This window comes from Myxococcales bacterium (assembly GCA_023898405.1).
Lineage (GTDB): Bacteria > Myxococcota > UBA727 > UBA727 > JABDBI01.
Window position 1 is genome coordinate 2317795 of sequence record CP060221.1, and the last position, 20984, is coordinate 2338778.

At 39.5% G+C, this 20984-nt stretch carries 22 protein-coding genes and 6 tRNA genes; 19 read left to right on the plus strand and 9 right to left on the minus strand.

Annotated features, from left to right (window positions below):
- Nucleotides 1–80: 80 nt before the first annotated feature.
- The 9 genes from H6731_10465 to mqo all read right to left on the minus strand — a co-directional run bounded on the left by H6731_10465 (nucleotide 81) and on the right by mqo (nucleotide 8623).
- On the minus strand, nucleotides 81–1484 hold the full coding sequence (locus H6731_10465; GenBank protein USN50669.1) for an IS4 family transposase: 1404 nt from the start codon (nucleotides 1482–1484) through the stop codon (nucleotides 81–83).
- 86 nt (nucleotides 1485–1570) lie between these two features.
- On the minus strand, nucleotides 1571–1765 hold the full coding sequence (locus H6731_10470; protein ID USN50670.1) for a hypothetical protein: 195 nt from the start codon (nucleotides 1763–1765) through the stop codon (nucleotides 1571–1573).
- Nucleotides 1766–1790: 25 nt separating this feature from the next.
- Nucleotides 1791–2042, minus strand: coding sequence for a hypothetical protein (locus tag H6731_10475; GenBank protein ID USN50671.1), 252 nt, complete (start codon nucleotides 2040–2042; stop codon nucleotides 1791–1793).
- 398 nt (nucleotides 2043–2440) lie between these two features.
- A complete protein-coding gene (locus tag H6731_10480; protein USN50672.1) occupies nucleotides 2441–3154 on the minus strand; it encodes a pentapeptide repeat-containing protein in 714 nt (237 codons plus the stop codon).
- A gap of 166 nt (nucleotides 3155–3320) precedes the next feature.
- Nucleotides 3321–3701, minus strand: coding sequence for a fluoride efflux transporter CrcB (gene crcB, locus H6731_10485; GenBank protein USN50673.1), 381 nt, complete (start codon nucleotides 3699–3701; stop codon nucleotides 3321–3323).
- Nucleotides 3702–4227: 526 nt separating this feature from the next.
- Complete coding sequence (locus H6731_10490) at nucleotides 4228–5139, minus strand: hypothetical protein (protein ID USN50674.1); 912 nt, start codon at nucleotides 5137–5139, stop codon at nucleotides 4228–4230.
- A gap of 178 nt (nucleotides 5140–5317) precedes the next feature.
- Nucleotides 5318–6199, minus strand: a complete 882-nt coding sequence (locus tag H6731_10495) for an endonuclease/exonuclease/phosphatase family protein (protein USN50675.1) — start codon at nucleotides 6197–6199, stop codon at nucleotides 5318–5320.
- A gap of 149 nt (nucleotides 6200–6348) precedes the next feature.
- Nucleotides 6349–6960 carry a repressor LexA gene (gene lexA / locus H6731_10500; GenBank protein USN50676.1) on the minus strand — a complete coding sequence of 204 codons (612 nt, stop codon included), beginning with the start codon at nucleotides 6958–6960 and terminating at the stop codon, nucleotides 6349–6351.
- Between the two features lie 118 nt (nucleotides 6961–7078).
- On the minus strand, nucleotides 7079–8623 hold the full coding sequence (gene mqo / locus H6731_10505) for a malate dehydrogenase (quinone) (protein ID USN50677.1): 1545 nt from the start codon (nucleotides 8621–8623) through the stop codon (nucleotides 7079–7081).
- 207 nt (nucleotides 8624–8830) lie between these two features.
- On the opposite strand from mqo, the gene H6731_10510 reads away from it, so the two are divergent.
- From H6731_10510 to truB, 19 genes are all read left to right on the plus strand, one after another.
- Nucleotides 8831–8905 (plus strand) — tRNA-Ile (locus tag H6731_10510).
- A gap of 62 nt (nucleotides 8906–8967) precedes the next feature.
- Nucleotides 8968–9690, plus strand: a complete 723-nt coding sequence (locus H6731_10515; protein ID USN50678.1) for a hypothetical protein — start codon at nucleotides 8968–8970, stop codon at nucleotides 9688–9690.
- 54 nt (nucleotides 9691–9744) lie between these two features.
- On the plus strand, nucleotides 9745–10956 hold the full coding sequence (locus tag H6731_10520; protein USN50679.1) for a serine hydroxymethyltransferase: 1212 nt from the start codon (nucleotides 9745–9747) through the stop codon (nucleotides 10954–10956).
- Between the two features lie 10 nt (nucleotides 10957–10966).
- Entirely contained in the window at nucleotides 10967–11848 is an 882-nt protein-coding gene (locus H6731_10525) for an aspartate carbamoyltransferase catalytic subunit (protein ID USN50680.1), read from the plus strand.
- Between the two features lie 11 nt (nucleotides 11849–11859).
- On the plus strand, nucleotides 11860–13065 hold the full coding sequence (carA, locus tag H6731_10530) for a glutamine-hydrolyzing carbamoyl-phosphate synthase small subunit (protein ID USN50681.1): 1206 nt from the start codon (nucleotides 11860–11862) through the stop codon (nucleotides 13063–13065).
- A 34-nt stretch (nucleotides 13066–13099) separates the two neighbouring features.
- The gene (locus H6731_10535) at nucleotides 13100–14338 is read left to right on the plus strand and encodes a protein kinase (GenBank protein USN50682.1); all 1239 of its coding nucleotides are present in this window, start codon (nucleotides 13100–13102) and stop codon (nucleotides 14336–14338) included.
- A gap of 24 nt (nucleotides 14339–14362) precedes the next feature.
- Nucleotides 14363–15691, plus strand: coding sequence for an adenylosuccinate synthase (locus H6731_10540; protein USN50683.1), 1329 nt, complete (start codon nucleotides 14363–14365; stop codon nucleotides 15689–15691).
- A 44-nt stretch (nucleotides 15692–15735) separates the two neighbouring features.
- Nucleotides 15736–15810 (plus strand) — tRNA-Thr (locus tag H6731_10545).
- Nucleotides 15811–15825: 15 nt separating this feature from the next.
- Nucleotides 15826–15911 (plus strand) — tRNA-Tyr (locus tag H6731_10550).
- Nucleotides 15912–15915: 4 nt separating this feature from the next.
- Nucleotides 15916–15991 (plus strand) — tRNA-Gly (locus tag H6731_10555).
- Between the two features lie 9 nt (nucleotides 15992–16000).
- A tRNA-Thr gene (locus H6731_10560) sits at nucleotides 16001–16076 on the plus strand.
- 85 nt (nucleotides 16077–16161) lie between these two features.
- Nucleotides 16162–16237: transfer RNA gene (locus H6731_10565), tRNA-Trp, on the plus strand.
- Between the two features lie 31 nt (nucleotides 16238–16268).
- Nucleotides 16269–16658 carry a preprotein translocase subunit SecE gene (secE, locus tag H6731_10570; protein ID USN50684.1) on the plus strand — a complete coding sequence of 130 codons (390 nt, stop codon included), beginning with the start codon at nucleotides 16269–16271 and terminating at the stop codon, nucleotides 16656–16658.
- A 325-nt stretch (nucleotides 16659–16983) separates the two neighbouring features.
- Nucleotides 16984–17508, plus strand: a complete 525-nt coding sequence (gene nusG, locus H6731_10575) for a transcription termination/antitermination factor NusG (protein USN51982.1) — start codon at nucleotides 16984–16986, stop codon at nucleotides 17506–17508.
- Nucleotides 17509–17614: 106 nt separating this feature from the next.
- Nucleotides 17615–18058: a 50S ribosomal protein L11 gene (gene rplK, locus H6731_10580; protein ID USN50685.1), complete on the plus strand. Its 444-nt coding sequence runs from the start codon at nucleotides 17615–17617 to the stop codon at nucleotides 18056–18058.
- Between the two features lie 30 nt (nucleotides 18059–18088).
- Nucleotides 18089–18793, plus strand: a complete 705-nt coding sequence (locus tag H6731_10585) for a 50S ribosomal protein L1 (GenBank protein USN50686.1) — start codon at nucleotides 18089–18091, stop codon at nucleotides 18791–18793.
- A 287-nt stretch (nucleotides 18794–19080) separates the two neighbouring features.
- Entirely contained in the window at nucleotides 19081–19602 is a 522-nt protein-coding gene (locus H6731_10590) for a 50S ribosomal protein L10 (GenBank protein USN50687.1), read from the plus strand.
- Nucleotides 19603–19644: 42 nt separating this feature from the next.
- The gene (rplL, locus tag H6731_10595; protein ID USN50688.1) at nucleotides 19645–20028 is read left to right on the plus strand and encodes a 50S ribosomal protein L7/L12; all 384 of its coding nucleotides are present in this window, start codon (nucleotides 19645–19647) and stop codon (nucleotides 20026–20028) included.
- Between the two features lie 104 nt (nucleotides 20029–20132).
- Complete coding sequence (gene truB, locus H6731_10600; GenBank protein ID USN50689.1) at nucleotides 20133–20984, plus strand: tRNA pseudouridine(55) synthase TruB; 852 nt, start codon at nucleotides 20133–20135, stop codon at nucleotides 20982–20984.

The following is a 20984-nucleotide window of genomic DNA, read 5'->3' on the forward strand; positions in this document are numbered from 1 at the left end:
TTTTTTATGTTGACAAAAAAAATATTGATTCTTTAAAAGTATTAAGATTTCAAATGTATTATCTAATCTGAGTTTTGCTCTCATGATTGATCACATCTTTTTGTTGACAAGATAGATTCGGCGATTTGGTAACCTTTATACATAGCATAAAGTTCTCTAAGCCCTCGCCATAAGACGAGCCATCCAGGAGGACCGTTATATTTAATGTGTCCTCCCAACCTTGCTATTTGCCTTAAAACTTCATCGACAGTAAGCAATGATTCCGCGGTATAATTTTGCAGCATAGCTAATAATGGAGGCGGTATATAAAGTTCTGGTGAGCTATTTGCTTCATTTGCTTTATTGCGTAGCCGCAGGAGAAACCAGGCTATTGGTATAAAGACTCCCAAACAATTTTTCAGGCTGTGAAAGCTTTCTAACTGTCTTTTTTCATATGAGCATCCAGTTTTAAGGACTTTAAAGTATTCTTCTATGACCCAACGTGAGCAATAGCATTCGATAATCTTTTCGATATCTTGGCGCGAAGCGATTGGTTCTTGAGTGAGTAAAATCCATTCAATAGGCTTTTCATCTTTAGGCGGATTTCGCTCTAGAATAAGAACAGCATTTATATCTAAAGATAATGCATATTTTTTATCTACACAGTTTGATCTTTTTAATGTAATTTGTTTTGCTTTAATATCTACTATCGTATTGCGGGCATCTCTTTTAACAAGCCTTTTATTATTAGCCCCGCCGGATTTTTTATTTCTTCTAGAAAGATGTATTTCTTTAGAAAACAATCTGCTTTCTTCTGCAAATTCCTCGCGTAAATGCTTGCCGTTTACAAGGGCGCGGTCATAGCAGCCCCTAACAATAAATCGATGTTCTTTGTTCGATAAATCAGCAAGCAAAGCATAACTATCTGTTTCACTATCGCATACGTGGATTGCATTTTTAGCGCTTTCGCTGAGTTTAGAAATGCTATCGATTGCGTCATTCCATCTTTGTTTTTCCGATGGCAGGCGACGAGACTGAGTCTGTGTAAGAATCCCTTTTTTTCTGAGTGCATAAGGACTGATTTTTTCACCGCGCTTAAAACAATGCAACCCCAATGTACCTAATGGTTCTCTATCTGACGCAGAAATAGCTAAACTGAAATGACCAAAGAAGCTTGCACTTTTACCTAGTGAGGTTGTTCCAAGGTCTCGTCTCTTTCCTGAAAATACAAACTCACTCGAATCATGCGCAATAATAATATCATTATTCTTATTGCACATACGCTTTAAAGTAGCTTGCTTGTGCGGTTCTAAAATGTCTTTTATTTCTATGTAAGGATTTCCCACAAACCGATAGAACCCCTCTAATTCTGCCGAACTCCCAAATGCCTCAGGAAAAGATTTCTCTGGACTTTCAATAACCGAGCTAACAATTGATAAAAGGCGCTTAGTTAAGCGCTTATCACCAAGATTTGATTCTATAAATTCTGTTCTTATATGATTCATTGAAAAACTTGATCACATCAAATTAAACTTGAAAATGCTTAAACGACTTTGTCAACAAAAAGATGTGATCAATCATGAGGTTTTGCTTAAGCGATTAAGATTTTATTCAGGTTTGCCGGCATTTTTAGCGCAGGTTTTTTAGGTCTCATCTGATAGCAAGTTAAGCCAGCTAAAAGATTTATCAAAAAGTTTATTGGGCTACGATGTCGTGTATGCTCAGTCTGGCATTCATTTTTTAATTTGTCATTGATTGTTTCTATAATAAATCGCTTTCTGAACATGATTTTATCAAGCAAGGGCATGAGTTTATTTTTTCATATTTTTTCGAATGGTTGTGATTAAGTGTACTTTAAAACCAAAAAAACAGCCCATAGTACTCTTTCCTCGTTCTGCCGCTCCCGAGAAAACCTTGTTCCGCATTATTCGTCGATTATGGCATACGTTTATCGACGTTGAATCTATAATGGATGTGCCACTGCACTTTCCAAAACTTGCTTTTAAGAAGCTTGCCATTGGCATCATAAGACGTGGTAGGGAACAGAAAAGTTCTGTTAACATAGGGCCCTCTTTGAAGTCTTTAGTCAAAATTTCAACGGCCCTATGTTTTTAGCCATTCCCTAAGCAATTTTTACAAGAGCTTAAGCAAAATTCAGCTTATTTATGATCCAAATAAAAGGGAAGTTATCAAAGAGATTTTTTTGGAAGTGGACAATGGGTATGAACGTAGGAAAGCTAAGTATCCATTTAGAAAATTTATAGAGCTACGTACAGATTTCCCACTTTTTTGAGAATTCTAATCATATTCTTTAGCAGTACAGACTCTGGTCTCTATACCGTTAAAAGCGCGCACTCGCAGAGTGCGCCAAAGGTTCTGTATTGTCGATACGTTCGTGATGGGCTATTCATGCGTGAAATTCTCTAAAAATAATGTCAATGCTGCTTTCTTAAATGTGCTCTTACAAATACTGTGTCCACATTGCTTTGGTACCAACACAGACTGCGCCACTATTTACCAGATCGCTGACCTTTAACTTGCGATAGTTTTTTATACGTTCATCATAAATCATAGTGCCAGTGATATTGAGTCCGTCTATTCGTGCACCTTTAAAATTTACATTTCTTAATTTGGCGTTTTTAAGATTCATATTACTTATTTCTGATTTGGAAAAGTCAACATTAAGAATGTGAGCATTCTCTAAATTAACATGACTAAATTCTGAATAAGATAAATCCGTTTTTGTTATGGAAGTATTTTCCATATTTACTCGATAAAATAATGTGCGGGTAAAGGTACTGTACTGAATTTTTAGCCCACTTAAATCCAGCTTGTGCAGTTTAGAACCTGAGAATTTTGCTTGATGAAAGTAGCTAATCTCAATCTGGGCATTTCTAAAGTCACTAAGAGTAAAAGCGGTATTAGTAAAATTTCCTAGTTGAATAAATGCACTGCTAAAATTTATTTTATGCAAATGTGAATCATTGAAATCGCTATTAGTTAAGATGCTTTTGCTGAAATCAATATTTATGAGTTTGCTTTTTTTAAGCACCGAATTATTTATTATTTTGTCGCCTATTACAAGATCTCTGTGGAGAGATTCATAGTGTGGGGTTTTTGCTGATGCCAACGAGTTACATAACAGTATTATTGATACGGCAATAAAATATTTCATGATTTTCTCACTAAAAAGAAGGTACTTGTTAGTGGTAGAATCAAAAAAAAAATTTGGCGAAAAAAGCGTTCACAGCAGCAAATTATTTGGCAAATACTTTTCAAGGATGAATTAAATTGAGCAGCATTTGAATCTTGATTCACATGCGATATTAAAAATTCTTGTGTTAACTCAAGAGCCTTACAATTTTTAGACCACAGAAAAAGGCCAAAAGTCCGCCGACAACACTTGCTAAAACATAGGAAAAGGCAAGCCCAAATGTATGTTTATCTGTAAGTATGCCAAACTCTAAAGCAAAGGACGAAAAGGTAGTGAACCCACCTAAAAATCCAGGTACTAAAAAGGCGCTGAGTTGGGGAGACCAAGACCAGTCAAGCGCCATCAATTCCACCAAAAGGCCCATCAAGAGACATCCTAAAATGTTTATCGCTAAAATGGGGAGAGGGAGGTTATTGATAGTTTCTGGAAGCATTCTGCTTATAAACACACGAACAAGAGCGCCGCTTGCACCGCCTAATGCAATCAAAAGGTATGAAGAGTACGGCATAAATTCCCCCGAGTTTTAAGTAGTCTTCCTAATTTTTGCCAGACTCAATAAAATGCTCAAGTTAAGGCACAATTAATTTTGCTGGAGCAATATTATAAAGTTTGAGCAAATAAATAACTTTCTCATGCTGATAAAATCATAGCCCTTGCTCTTAATTTATTTTGAGAGTGTTTTAAAAATATTTTTTAGCTAAGCAAAGAAAGCATTTTTAAATACTATCACTTGTCATCCCCGCGCAGGCTGGAATGCAAATAGAGGGTCATACTTACCCTCTTAGTTCAATGAGTGACACTTTTTTTACTATGCAGCGCTATTGTGACTATATTCGATGTTCAAAACAGTCCAGGCACCATGCAGCTGTTGAATAATAGCAATAAGGATGACAACCTTATTCTTCAAGCGCTTTGCCAGGCCGCATAACGTGGATGATGAAAAATCAAATCATCAAATTTCGGCTAAAGTCGAGCTTAGCATTTGAAGATTATTTGATCTTGCCAGAAATTATTTTCAAGTTGGCTAATTATTTTCAAGGCAATTTCTTCAGTCCAACAAGGCTATATTTCAGATTATAAGCTTCGGTAAGATAAAGCTCCTCCTCGGGCGAAGTCTGTTCTAATTTTATTTTGCCAAGGATTTTGTCTTCGTTGGTGCCTGCATCTGGATCGCAAACAATTATTTCGTGGTAGTTTTCTTTTGGGTTGAAACAAAGAAAAATTAAATCCTGAGAGTAAGAATCGTAGGCCATATCTAAAAATTGCAAATTATCATAGGGCAGAAAGAAATTGTGTTTTTGAAAAAAGCTATCTTTAAAAACAAGAATTCTATTTTTGAATTCCATAGTGATATTTTCTGAATCATCGCAATCCATTGTCGTATTGTACAGCGCTTTTATTTCGATACAGAACTTAATGCATTCGCCCATGCAATTGACTTCTATTTTTTGTTTGTGGACAAAATTGAGATCGCTTGTGAAATTTTTAGCCACTACTATTCCTCCGCCCACATTAAAATCGACTGAATAACATGTGATTTCGGCTGAATTGGGGGGGCTTGCTAGAGCAGAAATTCTCGCTTCATTTTGAAGAACTTCTACGTATTTTTTAAAATGCGACCAGGTGTAATTGGTGGTTTTAAGCTCATAGTAGCTATTTTTTCCTTCAGAAACTTTCTTGCAGTAAACAGAACGCCTTTTAGAATTAAAAAAGGAGTATCTCGAAAAACCGTCCGCGCAATTCTGGTAACCCCATCTCTTTAATCGTAAAGCTTCGAAAAGTTTCTCACTGATTTTAATGTGGGATGTACATTTTTTGCTGCTGCCTTGTATTTCATAAACAGCATTGAGATCGAGATCTATGATAGAGGAGCCCTGCTGAAAATCTTGAGCAAAAAGTGGGAAAACAAAAGAGATCACGAAGAGAGTATTGATTAAATATTTCACAAGCTCGGCTCCAAAAAATTAAAATGACTGCATCTACACAGCATTTTGGCATTTGCCTCGATGCTGTGAATTATTGTACAAAGTCAATTTTGAGAAGCCCTTTTATTTTACTACCTCATCTTGGAAGTGAGTTTTCTTTAAATATAAAAAATCATTTATTGCTGTATTTTGCCGTTTATTAATCTCTATAACTCAGCATGAAATTTACTGATACTGCCTCGTGATCTGACAGAGGTTCATTATCTTTGGTGACAAAGCGCTTGCTTTCTACTTTGTGGCTCAAGGGAGTAATACTCAATGTTTCGGAGGAACGAAAGAATATTTTATCGATTCTTTCGTGAGATGAAGAACCGAGTGTTACCCATGCATCCCTAAGTCCCGTGCTTAAAAGAAATTCTTCCAATGGACTATTTTCGTCAGAGTAAAGGCTGTTGGTATCTCCTGCTACAATCACGGCTTGATTTGTTGAACGTTGATTAATAAATTGCGCTAATTGGCGAAAGTTTGATAAGCGAGCTTTTTTATCTTTTCTGTGAGAACCCGCATCAGCATGAAGATTGTAGATATGCACATAATAATTGTTTGATATTTTATGCGATGCAAATGAAAACCCTTTAGTGGTAAGGCAATCTGAAGAGCGCATTAAATAACCAGAACATTTTTTCCATGTAACTCGTTTGAGCTCAAGAAATGGAATTTGGGAAAGACGATTAAGACCATCGCCCAGTCCAACTAAACAATGCCAAGCATTAAAGCCAAAATGATGTCCTCCTTTGCTGAAGACGTCGCAATCGGGTTTTGAAAGATATCTATGGCGGGAGCGAGAAATTAAATCGCGGTGATAGATGAAATCTTCTTGTACCAAAACGACGTCGAATTCATTCAGCAACGGACTTATAAGCTTTGTGTAACGCTTAGGGTGAGATTGAGAAATAAAATCTGGCAATCCTGCGACATTGTAGCTCAGTACTGAAATTTTTTTTGTATTTTCACGAGCATGAACATGCAGGCAAATTGTTAGAAAAAATGAAAGGCAAAAAATATATTTTCCATTGAGCATTTTAGTTCTCCCCTTGATGCCAGCAATTGACGGTGCAGGGGGTTATATCCAGATCTGCTCATTATGTTTAAAAAAGAAAAACCAAGCAAAAGCTCCAGGCCTGCTTGGCTAAAAGAAATGTTGCTGGGTATAGAAAAATAATCAGCTTTTCAGGCTATGCTCCGTCTGATCTCGATGACTTTTCCCAAAATATGTACGCGTTCTGCATCAAGTTCTAAAATTTTAAAATCATTATTTTCTGGGATAAGGCGAATAAGGCTGCCAATTTTTTCAAATCGCTTAACGGTAGCTTCTTCTCCATCAATTAGAGCAACTACAATATCATTATTTTTAACAGAAGCTGTTTTGTCAGCGATAACGATATCATTACTTTTGATGTGTGCTTTTATCATACTTTCGCCCACAACCCTAAGAGCAAAAAGTTCTTTGGTCGCTGGAAGTTCACTCGTAATGTGTTCTTCAATATTTTCATGGGCTAGAATAGGCAAGCCTGCCGATACGCGACCAAGCACTGGGATCTGAAGATGATTACAAAGGCTTTGTTTCACTTTTTCTGAAAGGCGCCAGGTGCGACCAGCTCGGGCTTGATGCACCAGATAACCCTTTTTTTTAAGAGCGAGGAGATGTTCGTAAGCAGTAGCTTTATTAATTCCGAGCTCTTTAGCCAAGTCTGAGATTGATGGTGGCACTTGATAGGTGTTCCAATAAGCTTCTAAGGTAGATAGGACTCTTTTTTGCTTTTCGGTAAGTTCGCGTGCCATGTATGCCTCCGTATTTGTGCGGCACATAATAGCATGAATGAGTTAAAAAATGCCATATGAACATGGGTAAAAAGATGAAAAGAACAGAAAATTCAAATAGTAAGATTAGAAGAGTTTTTTAAAGTCCCAAATATTTATTGCTATGATCTTCGATTTCTTTAAAACGTAAGGCATCTTTGTGAAGCTCAATCCCGTAGGAGGGAACGATTTTCTTAAGCTTATTTCTCCATGAACGTTCAAACCTATCCTTAAAGCAGCGCGCAATAATATCGATGGCTATTTGAGCGGCTGTCGATGCTCCAGGGGATGCGCCTAAAAGAGCAATGATGCTGCCATCCTGTGAGCCAACAAGTTCAGTGCCAAATTGTAAGATGCCACCTTTTTCTTGGTCGTCTTTGATAATTTGTACCCGTTGTCCGGCATTAGCAAGATGCCAATCTTTGATTTGGGCATTAGGAAAATATTCCCTCAATATTGCGATTCGTTCTTCTGGGGAAAGCCGCAGTTGCTTAATTAGGTATTTGGTTAAGTCCAGATTATGCCAGCCAGCTTCGAGCATGGGAATTATATTGTTGAAGCTCAAAGAAGAGAACATATCTGTCCATTGACCATTTTTTAAAAATTTTGTGGAAAAAGTCGCGAAAGGACCAAAAAGAAGCGAAGTTTTTCCGTCGATCACCCGCGTGTCAAGATGAGGAACTGACATGGGTGGAGCTCCAATGCTTGCTTTTCCGTACACTTTGGCATGATGGAGCTTAACAATATCGGGATTATTCGTTATAAGCCATTGTCCACCGACAGGAAATCCTCCATAGCCTTTTCCTTCAGCAATATTTGATTTTTGTAGAAGAGGCAGAGCTCCTCCTCCAGCTCCAATAAAAACGAACCGGGCTCTGAATGCTCTTTCTTCATTGTTAAAGAGATTTTTTACAACCACAGTCCAGGTTTTATCTTGGTTAGCTTTTAGGTTGACGATTTCATGCTTAAGATAAACACGCGTATTGGGACTTTTTTCTAGACTGTTGATAAGTTCTCGTGTGAGCATGCCAAAATTGACGTCAGTACCCCGAGAGACGCGGGTAGCTGCAATTTTTTCTTTTGTATCCCGGCCTTCTAGTAAAAGAGGAGCCCACTTTTTTATTGTCTGAGGATCTTCAGAGTATTCCATCCCGGCGAAAAGCGGGATTTGTTTAAGAGCTTCAAATCTTTTCTTCAAAAAATCTACATTTTCTGAGCCCTTAACAAAGCTGATGTGTGGCACAGGATAAATAAAATCCCTGGCAGTTAAATGCTTTTGTGAAACTTCGTATGCCCAAAATTGTTTTGAAACGAGAAAAGATTCGTTGATGCTAATGGCCTTTTTTATATCGATGGAACCATCGGCTCGCTCAGGTGTATAATTAAGTTCAGCAAACCCAGCATGCCCCGTACCTGCATTATTCCACGCAGCTGAACTTTCCATGGCTACTTGATCGAGTCTTTCGTAAAGCTCTATGGAAAGATCAGGATCAAATTCTCGTAGGAAAGTTCCTACAGTTGCACTCATGATCCCTCCTCCAATAAGCACGGCTCCCACAGTAGGGGTGTCGGGGGGTGTCTGTGGCACGCGATCGCATGAGAAATAAATCAGACTCACTAAAACTAATAAAAAAAAGTTTTGCATATTATTCTCGAATTCTCACTATTACCTAACAAAACGGCAAAGAGGCTGCATGTTTTTTCTATCCTGTTGAATTAAAAGCAAAAAAACAGATAGTTTTTGGGGTATAACTCATTTTTGTCCTGCTAACAAAAGACACTTGATAAATATTTATCAAAACTCCCCTTGTTAGTTTTTTAAATTGCATTAAGAGGAAACTATAGAACTTTTGGGCCCGTAGCTCAGCGGTAGAGCATTCGGCTCATAACCGACAGCGCGCTGGTTCGAATCCGGCCGGGCCCACCAATATTTGAAGGTGGCAATTAATTTGTTTTGGTGCCCAAAAGTTGAGCTTTTGAGGTTTATAAATGAACACCAATGAACAACTATCTCTAATTGCCGAAATCTGTCAGCACGATTTGAAAATGGCCGAAGTTAGAAAAAATCTAGCTCGCCTGAACAAAGATTCCGATCAAGCAAAGAAGAATGCGCAAGAACTCGAGGCGGCTATTAATAGCATGACTGGCACGAGAGATGGGGCAATGAAGCAACGCAAAGCCCTGGATGAAAAGCTACAATTGGAAAAGTCTAATCTAAGAAAATGGGAAGCACGAGCTGAAAAAATTAAAGGTGAGCGCGAATATACGGCATTGATGAGTGAAATTTCCAGTCAAAAACGAACAATCAGCGGTGTCGAAGCTGAAATGGCTGAACTTGCCAGTGAGATCAAAGCAAGCGAAGAAAAAATGAATAAAGCGACAGGGGCTCATGAAGAAAATGTCGAACGCGCAAAACATGCCTTCGAGGAAGTTAAAGAGCTTCTTTTTGACGAGGAAAAGCACCTGGAAACGGTAGCTCAGGCTAAGGAAAAGCTTCTTGAAAAATTGCCGTCTACAATAAAAACACGATATGAGCGTATCTACAAGAGTCGTATGCAGCAAGGAATAGCATTTGTGCGCAATGAAGTCTGCCAGGCATGTCAAAGGACAATACCTGCCGAACTCTATATAAAAGTTTGCAAAGGTGAAGTTATTGAGCAATGTCCTTCTTGTCAAAGAATTTTGGTTTCTGATTTTGCGCTAGAAAATTAACCTGGAAGCCGCGCGTCTTTTCCATTTTTTCTTTTGAATAATGTGAGGAAGCTTATGCCTTTTTACGACCAGGAAATATTTGATTTAATAAGCCTTGAAAAAAAACGTCAGCTTCATTGTCTCTCTCTTATTGCAAGTGAAAATATAGTCTCTCAAGAGGTGCGCCAAGCAGTTGGTAGCGAATTGACCAATAAATATGCGGAAGGCTATCCGGGTAAACGCTATTATGGTGGATGTGACATCCATGATCAGATTGAGAGTTTAGCGATTGTTCGTGCTCAAAAATTATTTTCTGCTGAGCATGTCAACGTACAGCCCCATTCAGGATCAAATGCCAATATGGCAGCTTTGTTTACTCTGGCACAACATGGCGATTCGATTTTGGCAATGGATCTCAACCACGGCGGGCATCTCACTCATGGGTCAAGAGTAAATTTTTCAGGCAAGTGGTTTAATATTGTTGGCTATGGAGTAAGACGCGATGACCAGCATATCGATTATGAAATGGTGCAAAAACTCGCGTTTGAACATAAACCAAAGGTAATTATTGCAGGTGCATCAGCCTATAGTAGAACTATTGATTTTGAGCGTTTTCGCAGCATAGCCGATGAAGTAGGGGCAGCATTTTTGGTGGATATGGCTCATATTGCAGGTCTTATTGCTACAGGTCTGCACCCATCACCTTTTCCCCACGCTGATATTGTCACAACTACAACTCACAAGACCCTACGAGGCCCTCGTGGTGGCATGATTTTGTGCAAGGAAAGCTATGCCAAAAAAGTAAATAGTTGGGTGTTTCCCGGTTTGCAGGGAGGGCCGTTAATGCATGAAATTGCAGGTAAAGCCGTGTGCTTCAAAGAGGCCTTATTGCCAAGTTTTGCAGATTATCAAAAACAAGTGGTGGCAAACTGTCAGCGCCTTGCCGAAATTTTTTTAAGTGCTGGCATTAAACTTGTTTCTGGTGGCACTGATAATCATTTGCTTTTGCTTGATGTAACAAGCCTTGGACTTAATGGTCAAGAGGCGGAAGCAGCGCTCGATGAAATCGGCATTGTTGCTAACAAGAATAAGATCCCTTTTGATGAAAAACCTGCCACTATTACCAGTGGGCTCCGTTTGGGTACCGCATCTATTACGACGAGAGGAATGGGTCTAAGAGAAATAGATGAGATTGGGCAGATTATTCTGGATCGACTGAGGAACAATGCCAACAGCAAATTATTGAAGGATAAAGTCGAAAAGCTTGCCTCTAAGTTTGTGGCCTAAAGGGATCTTTATGAAGCGACGATTAGTAAGTATCGACGATCTATCAATGAGCGACATTAGTCGCCTTTTTTTTGAGCTGAGATACAAACAGGATGCTTGCAGGCTTCCTCGTGCTCCTATAGTGATGATCTATTTTTTAGAGTCATCCACTCGAACTCATATAAGTTTTGAGATGGCAGCCGCAAAATTGGGTGCGAAAGTAATCAGTTTCAATTCATCGACATCGTCTCTTAATAAAGGCGAAAGCTGGTTTGAAAGTTTATTGACACTTGATGCTATGGGGCCAGACGTAATTATTACCCGGACTCCGTTTTTGTTGGAGGAAAACACGGTTGAGCAAATTCAGGCAGCGATCATCAATGGGGGCGATGGGTGTAATGAACATCCTACGCAAGCTTTACTTGATTGTTATACATTGCTTGAGCACTTTGATTGTGAGGATTTGGATGGAAAAAATATTTTGATTGTGGGAGATATCCTGCACAGTCGAGTAGCTCATTCAAATATCAAACTTTTTCAAAAGTTTAAAGCCAAACTAAGCCTGCTTGCTCCGCCGATTTTTTCTAAGGAAATGTACGGATGCAAACACTATTCAAGTTTTAGTGATGTGGATCACAAAAAATTTGATGCTGTTATGGTGCTTAGAATTCAAAAAGAACGACTAGAGCGTGAGATCGGTATGAGTGATCAAGATTATTTTTGGCATTTTGGAATGAGCGAAGAACGGTTCTCAAAAATGGCTGATCATTGTGTGTTACTTCATCCCGGACCTATGAATAACAAAGTAGAAATAGATGGAAATCTACGAGGACATATCCGCTCATTGATCTCTAAACAGGTTGAAAATGGAGTTTTGGTGCGAAAGAAATTGCTAGAACAATTTTTTATCTAAAGGGGAGAGTTATGAAAAATCCAGGTTATTTAGTTCTGGCAGACGGAACTATTTTTAATGGAACAATTAGCGGGGAGTTAGCAAAAATATCAGGAGAAGTAGTATTTTCCACTGCAATGACTGGCTATGCAGAAATTTTAAGTGACCCATCTTTCTTTGGACAAATTGTAGTATTAGCGAATCCGGAGATTGGTAACTATGGAGTCAACCTCAACGATATTCAATCTTGTGGAGTCAAGGTCAGAGCGCTTGTAGTAAAAAAATTATCGAGCCGAGCCTCATCATTTCGTTCTCATATGACCTTATCTGACTGGCTTATGCGCGAGAAGATTCCAATTATTGAAGGGATCGATACAAGGGCATTAATCGCGCACATTAGAGAGAAAGGCGCCATGATGGGTATAGTGACCCATAAAAAAGATTCCTGCCTAGAGGCATTAGTAGAAGAGGTAAAGAATTTGCCTCCTATGGCTAACACCCGACTTTCACCCATGGTGTCGGTAAAAACCGCTACCCATGTGGCTGAAAATTTATTGAGTATTGACGATCAACCCATTAAAGGTAGTGACAAAAAGTTTAAGGTTGTTGTTTTAGATTTTGGCATCAAAAAGGAATTAATTCGCTATTTAGAGCATGTTGGATGCTCAATTATTTTATTGCCCTCTGATGCGCGTATTGAAGAAATATGGGCTCATCAACCAGACGGAATATTTTTAAGCAATGGACCCGGCGATCCGCATACAGAGACCATAGCAGTAAATACGGTCAGGGCATTACTTGCTAAAATTCCAATTTTCGGTGTTTGCATGGGGCATCAAGTATTAGCTCAAGCATTGGGAATGCAGACATATAAACTCAAGTTTGGTCACCGTGGAAGCAATCAGTCGGTAAAATTAAGCGATGGCTCTGTTATTATGACTGCGCAAAATCATGGTTTTGCTGTGAAAGTTGGTGAAGCTCCATCATATTCAGACATCAATTTGTCTGATGGAAGTAATGAAGGAATTGATCGCCCAAATTACTTTGCTTTTTCTGTTCAATTTCATCCTGAGGGAGCACCTGGTCCTAAAGATGCCCTAAATTCTTTTACAAAATTTACTCGCTACATGGAACAATGGAAGAAAAAGACGCTATCTGATAGTTGTCCTTCGGCAAAAAACAATGTTTCTTTTAGGGATTGTGAATTTGTTGAAGATCGGGACCAAAGTCGCGCATAGATATATTATTCGCCACCACCTTGCTCAAGGGGGAATGGCAGAGATTTATTTGGCCCAACCTGTTGGTGATGAAGAAACGCTGGTTGTGTTAAAGCGCTTAAAAAATAATTTTTTGGCTCATGATAAGGCTATCAGATTATTTTTTGCCGAGTCTAGGTTGATCACACAAATGAGTCACCCGTACATCGTTCGCGGTTTTGAATTTATAAGCGAAAATGAAAATAAATTTATTGTTATGGAGTACATCGTTGGAAGGTCTGTCCGACATTTTGCTTATCAAGATCTAAATTTTGATTTTCGCATGCATCTCGCTTTGGTTGTGGGGATAGAAGTCTCTGAAGCGCTTATCTATGCTTATAATTTTAAAGGGGAAGACGGACAACAACTCAGGCTCGTACACAAAGATATTTCACCACAAAATATTATTGTTTCAAGCAAGGGCTGTATTAAGATAATTGATTTCGGAGTAGCGCAAACAAGTTTACACCAAGGCGAAAACGATGAAATATTGCACGGCAATTTATTTTTTATGTCGCCGGAACAGCAAAGGGGAGAGCAACTCTCTCAAGCAAGTGATGTTTATTCCCTCGCGTTGGTTATGCTTGAGGTGTTGAGCGGAAAAAAATGTTGCGGCTATGATGAAAACCAAGTGTTACCAGCTTTCTTATTAAAAGATGAAAATGGTCAAAAGCTTTTTAACCTTTTAAAAAAAGCTCTCGCCCACGAAGTTAGCAATAGAATTGATGAATGTGAGAAATTTGTTAAGCACTTATACAAGATAAAAAAAACTCTAGGGATTGATGAAAAAAACATACTAAAGCAATCTCTGTACCACTCTTTGGTGCAACAGAAAGATGAAAAGAATATATTTGTTTTGCTAAAAAGTAGGATAAGAAAAATTGCGTTATTTACTGCGGCATTATTTGCAGCGGTCTTTGTTTTTTTTGTCTTTGTTGATGGTTTGCTTAGAGAAAAATCCTTCATCGTGAGTCCAGTAGTGCAATATACGCCTTTTAAACCGATTGAAAAAAATAAATTCAGTTCATTTAAAAACTCCAATTTGCGAGCAACGGGGAAATTAAAGGTGTTGGTGCATCCATGGACTGAAGTCTATATCGATGAAGAATTTTTAGGAATAACTCCAATGAGTGATATATATCTGCCGCCAGGGGATTATATTGTTCGATTGCAAAACCACAATTATTCATCCATTGCACTTCGCAAGGTTAGGATTTACGCCGAAAGAGAAAGCGAGCTTGTTCATAATTTTTAACATTAGCCTAAGGGTGTCAAAAGCATGAAAACAGTAAAGTCAGGATATGGAATAGTAGTTGTAGGCGGACAGTGGGGAGATGAAGGAAAAGGGAGAATAGTCGACATCCTTGCTCAAGACTGTGATATTACTGTGCGATTTCATGGCGGAAATAATGCTGGCCACTCTCTTCATTTCGAAAATAAATCAATAGTTTTGCATGTGATTCCCTGTGGAATTGTAAGATCTCGCAATGTTTCGGTCATAGCTAATGGGGTAGTTATCGATCCAGAAGTACTTTTAAAGGAGATCGATCATTTAAAATCCATAGGTATAGAGTGCTCACCTGATAATCTTAAAATTTCTGTTCATGCTCATGTGATTTTGCCTTGGCACAAAATGCTCGATCAAAAACGGGAAGCTGAAACTAATGCATTTTTGGGTACTACAAAACGGGGAATAGGGCCTTGTTATGAAGACAAGATTGCTCGCATTGGTTTGCGAATTCAAGATCTCGTACAACCGCAGCACCTCAATTTTAAACTCAAGCGTCTCTTCGAACACCATGGTGTTTCACATAGCGATTCGTTGAAGCAATGCTATGAACAGCTTCTTTTCTATGGAGAGAAACTCAGAGCTTTTATGTGTGATAGCGGTGAATACATTGAAAAAGCTCTAAAGCAGGGAGCAAGGGTCCTTTTTGAGGGAGCACAGGGGGCTTTATTGGATGTTGATCATGGAAGCTATCCATTTGTCACTTCCTCAAACTGTGTTGCAGGGCAGGCTTCTGTTGGAAGTGGCATCGGACCTAAATGGTTGCAAGAAGTATTGATGGTAAGCAAGGTATATTGCACGCGAGTGGGAGAAGGTCCATTTCTCAGCGAGCTCGATCAAAAAAATCAAGAAATATTTCGTCAAGTAGGAAATGAATTTGGTGCAACTACGGGTAGGCCCAGGAGGTGTGGATGGCTTGACCTCCCAGCCTTGCGTTATGCCTCACAGATCAATGGTGCTACTGGTATTATTTTAACAAAACTTGATGTCCTATCGGCCTTGGGGCAAGTCAAAGTAGTGAGCGGGTATCAGGGGGCAGGTGGTGAAGATCTTTCATTTCGTGAAGCGATGGATCGTGTGATCTCAGGTATTGAGGTAAAAACTATTTTTAAAGATTTTGGAACTATAGAAAAGATGCCTCACTCAGTGGAATCTTTTTCGGCCTTACCATTTGCTGCCCGCGATCTTTGCGAGTACATAGAGAATTTTGTCGGAGTGCCTGTTGTAATGCTTTCATATGGCAAGGAACGAGGGCAAGAAATAAATTTAAAAGAAAATTGTAATGAAAAAGACATTAGGAGATTGACAACTGCTGGTTAAAATTCTAGGGCTATTCTTCTAGTTGTCGCTTGCGACACCAAGAAGCTGACGTAGCTCAACGGTAGAGCGCCTGCCTTGTAAGCAGGGGGTTGCGGGTTCGAATCCCATCGTCAGCTCCAAAATTTATTTTTTTTGCAGGGGTGCCCGAGTGGCCAAAGGGAGCAGACTGTAAATCTGCCGGCGTGAGCCTTCGAAGGTTCGAATCCTTCCCCCTGCACCAGGATGCGGGAGTAGCTCAGTTGGTAGAGCGTCAGCCTTCCAAGCTGAATGTCGCGGGTTCGAATCCCGTCTCCCGCTCCATTTTTGTAGGCTGCCATAGCTCAGTTGGTAGAGCGCGTCCTTGGTAAGGACGAGGTCGCCAGTTCAAGTCTGGTTGGTAGCTCCATTTGAAATGCTGTATTAGGGCATTTTTTTTATTATTTGGCTCGCCTTCATTTGGCTTTTGAGTTATGAGTAGAGAGTGCAATTGTAGGTCACTAGCTCAACTGGTAGAGCACCGGTCTCCAAAACCGGGGGTTGGGGGTTCGATTCCCTCGTGGCCTGCCAAACTATCTGCTTTTTTATCGGGGAGGCTCTGATGCGAGCGAAAAGCACCTGGGTATTTGTATTTTTCCTTTTGAGTTCATTAGTTGTTGCGGTAGCCCTTAATTATGCTGCCAGCGACATGTTTTCTTGGTTTCAGATTAATAATACCGCTGTTTTAGGTGATAGCTTTAGATTGAGCACGCTGGTGGCGGTGGGTCTTGCTTTATTGTTGGGCGTCTTTTTTGGGGTGTTTTCCTCAAAGTCTCGAAACTATGTGGAACAATGTGTTGCTGAATTTAACAAAGTGGCTTGGCCGGAATGGAAAGAAACTAAGCTTGCTACTTTTACAGTGGTGGTTGTTTCATTGGTTGCGTCAGTGATTCTTGGTGTGTTTGATAGCTTTTTTTCATGGTGGACAAATAATAACCTCTTTATCTGGTAGTTATTTGTTTTTTTATGTTTATCTATTGTATGTTTTGCCCGCTTAAGCGGGCAAAAATTTTTCTAGAAAAGTTTTTGTTTAAGCATATTTAATGTGCTTTTTGAGGGCTTCTTAATAAGTTAGAATTATAGGAATTTAGAAAAGCAATGCTGAAGGCCCTTGCGTTTACATGTATTGATGGCACACTGCAGCTACCTTTGGCGGGCATTTCATGCCGCGTGATTCCATAACATTTAGCATAGGGCTTTATTTGATGAATGAAGAAAATAAATCTGCTCTTCCTCCAGAAAACGAAGATAGTGCAGAAGAGTTAAAAAATACTAATATGAAATGGTATGTTGTTCATACGCACTCTGGTATGGAAAATAAAGCCAAAAAGTCTTTGCAAGAGCGAATTGTTCAATATGGGTTTGAAGATAAATTTGGCGAAATTTTGGTGCCAACAGAAACCATAGAGCATGTAAAAAATAATGTACGCAGGGTTCAAAGTCGTAAATGTCTTCCAGGCTACATGATCGTCCAGATGGAGCTTAGTGCCGAGACAAGTCAGCTTGTGCGTGGAACTTCCAAAATAGCGGGTTTCGTAGGGGGAAGTAAGATGCCTTCTCCTATTACTCGTGCTGAAGCCGAGCGCATGATGCAATTGTCAAAAGGGATAAAAACAACTGTGGTGACGTTGGAGTTTTCTGAAGGCGAAAACGTTAAGGTTACAGATGGCCCATTTGCAAATTTCCAAGGTACGATTGAAGAAGTTAAGCCCGAGAAGAAGAAATTGAGAGTGTTGGTTTCTATATTTGGCCGTTCAACTCCGGTTGAGCTTGATTTCAATCAAGTTGAAAAAATAGGTTGAAAACGCTTTTAAAGTAAATCGTGCCCTATTGCCAGTATAAAGAAGAACTGAAAAGCTCGAACAACTGTGGGAGCCTTAGAAGGCGATTACCACGTGAGGAGAAAAAATGGCTAAAAAAGCTACAGCGTTTATTAAGTTACAAATTCCTGCTGGTAAAGCAACTCCAGCGCCACCAGTGGGACCCGCGTTAGGTCAGCATTCCCTGAATATCATGGCTTTTTGCAAGGAGTTTAATGCAAGAACGCAAGACCAGGGTAACATGTTGATTCCGGTTGTGATTACAGCCTATCAAGATAAATCTTTTACTTTTGTTACCAAGGTTCCTCCTGCTTCTACTTTGATCAAGAAAGCTGCTGGTCTCAAGCTTGAGAAAAAACCTGGTGCAGGTGCAAAAAATCCGGGTAAAGAGAAGGTCGGTAAACTTACTCAGCAACAGTTGGAAGAAATTGCCAAAACCAAGATGGCGGATCTTAATTGTTATGATGTCAAGGCTGGGGCAAAAATTATCGCTGGTACAGCACGCTCGATGGGTATTGAGATTGTCGGTTAACAATAGTGTAGTTGGAACAAGGAATTAATAATGTCAAAACGTGGAAAAAATTATATTAATGCGCACAAAAAAGTTAACCATGATCAACGCTATGGTTTAGAAGATGGGTGTGCAGTTCTTAAAGAGACTAAACGTGCAAAGTTCGATGAGTCTGCTGATGTTGCCATTAATCTCGGAGTAGATCCTCGACATGCCGATCAGATGGTTCGTGGTGCTGTTGTTTTGCCTCACGGAACAGGAAAGACCGTTCGTGTAGCAGTATTTGCTAAAGGCCCTAAAGCTGAAGAAGCAAAAAATGCTGGAGCCGACTTAGTTGGAGCCGAAGATCTGGCTGCAAAAATTGAAGGAGGATTTCTCGATTTTGATCGTGTGATTGCTGAACCTTCAATGATGGCTGTTGTTGGTAAGCTTGGAAGAGTATTGGGGCCTCGCGGTTTGATGCCAAACCCGAAAGTCGGTACCGTTACAGTTGATATCGGTCGTGCAGTTGAAGAAGCTAAAGGCGGTAAGATCGAATTTCGTGTTGATAAGACTGGTACATTGCATGCTCCTTTTGGCAGAGCTTCTTTTGCCAAAGAGAAATTACATGAAAATTTGAAGGCTTTGCTTGAGTCAGTGCAGAGAGCGCGTCCTCATAGTGTTAAAGGGCAATATATGCAAAAAATTGTTATCTCTTTAACTATGGGGCCAGGTGTAAAACTTGACGTTCAGCAAATCGCTGCGCTTCTTGCATAGTTTCTCAAAAATTAAAATTTTTTTGTGAAAGCCAAAGTTTTTCTTTGGCTTTTTTATTGAACTCATGTATCAGGGCTTGCCAAAGCATTATTTCTATGCAAAGGCTAGGCTGTGCTTACGAGACATTCTAGTCAAAGAAAGCAGGTGGTTCCCTTAAATGTTTTTTATAAAACAGCCGGCCGAGATTAAGGATGAAAAGACACTTCTTTCTTTTCCTTTAATTTTTGGTGCTTTTGAACAGATAGAATGATCTGTTATGTGGTTTTTTGTGTTTTAGGGAAGGCAAAATGGATAAAGCAAATAAAGAACAGCAGATATCTTTTGTGAAGGATCTGGTGGCGAACGCTGAGTGTTTAGTGCTTGCCAATATTGAAGGTTTGAACGCATCCCAAGTAGCAGAGCTGCGTCGTGGACTTCATGATGAAGGTGTTGGTCTCAAGGTTATCAAAAATAAACTTGCACGTATTGCTATCGCTGATACGAATGCCAAAGATCTGAGCAATGATTTTGTGGGTTCTACCGCAATAGCGTGGAGTAATGATAATCCAGTAGCTCCGGCAAAGGTTCTCGTTAAATTCGAGAAAGAATTTGAAAAGCTTGAATTGAAGGCAGGCTTTAGCTCTGATGCTCGTATTGATGCTCAAGGCATTAATGCTCTTTCAAAATTGCCGAGTTTGGACGAATTGCGTGCACAGTTGCTTGGACTGTTTACATCACCTGCTTCTCAGTTGCTTGGTCAAATTAATGCAGTGGCAGCTAATGTTGTCGGTGTGTTGCAAGCAAAGATTGATAAGGACAAAGACGCTTAAGGCGTAAAAATTTTTTAAAGCTTACTTTTTTTGGAGGAAAAAATGGCTGATTTAGAAAAACTAGTAGAAGGACTGTCATCACTTACCCTTATGGAAGCTGCTGACTTGGTTAAACAACTTGAAGACAAATGGGGCGTTAAGGCTGCTACCGGTGGTGGCATGATGATGGCTATGGCTCCAGGAGCTGGTGGTGGTGCTGCTGCTGCTGAAGAAAAAACTGAATTTGATGTGAAATTGGCTGCAGCTGGTGACAAGAAAATTCAGGTAATCAAAGTTGTTCGTGAAATCACTGGTCTTGGTTTGAAAGAAGCCAAAGACTTGGTAGATGGTGCTCCTAGCGTTGTTAAAGAAGGTATCGCTAAAGCAGATGCTGAAGCTATGAAAGCTAAGCTTGAAGCTGAAGGTGCTAAAGTAGAGATCGTCTAATTAGGATATCTCAATGCATACCTTTAAATAAAGAAAACTAGGTTTGCACAACGTTTAAACGCCTCACAAGAATTATGTGGGGCGTTTTTGTTTGGGGTTCTAGAATGGAAGGAATTTTATTAGTTGATAAACCTGTTGGGCCGTCTTCATTTGATGTTGTTCGCGCAGTGCAGCGCTTAAGCAAGCAAAAAAGAATAGGGCATGCTGGAACTCTCGATCCTTTGGCAAGCGGATTATTAGTTATATGCCTTGGACGATACACTAAATTTGCAAGCTTTCTGACCAATACAAGCAAAGTTTATGAATCTATTTTTACTTTGGGAAAATCCACTACCACCGATGATGCTGAGGGGGAAATAATAGAAGAAAAATCGATTGGGCATCTTAGTGAATCTGATATTAATGATGCATTGATGAGTTTTAAGGGAAAGATTGAGCAGGCACCTCCACAATTTTCTGCCATAAAAATCAATGGACAAAGAGCTTATAAAATGGCGCGCGATAATCAGGAATTTGAAATTACGCCACGTTCGGTTGAATTGTTTGAGCTTGTGCTGATGGCGATTAATTTGCCACAGATAAGCATTGGCGTGCATTGCTCTAAAGGAACCTATATTCGTGCTCTTGCTCGCGATTTGGGTGAGAAACTTGGGACTGGTGCATTTGCTTCGCAGATTAGGCGCATTAAATCAGGTAACTATTGCATTGAAGATGCACTCTCACTGAATGATCTTGATGAAGAGAGTATTGCCAAAACTCTTAAAACAGGAAGAGAAGCTGTTGGAACTTTGCCTATTGTAGAGCTGGATGAAAAAAACACACTCTTAGCTAAGCATGGAAAACAGCTAGAGATCAATGCTTCTTTTTCTGATTGTTTTGTAGGTTTTTTTCAATCAGAGCCCATAGCTATTTTAAAAAATGAAAATAGTGCAATAAAAATTGTGCGAGGAATCTAG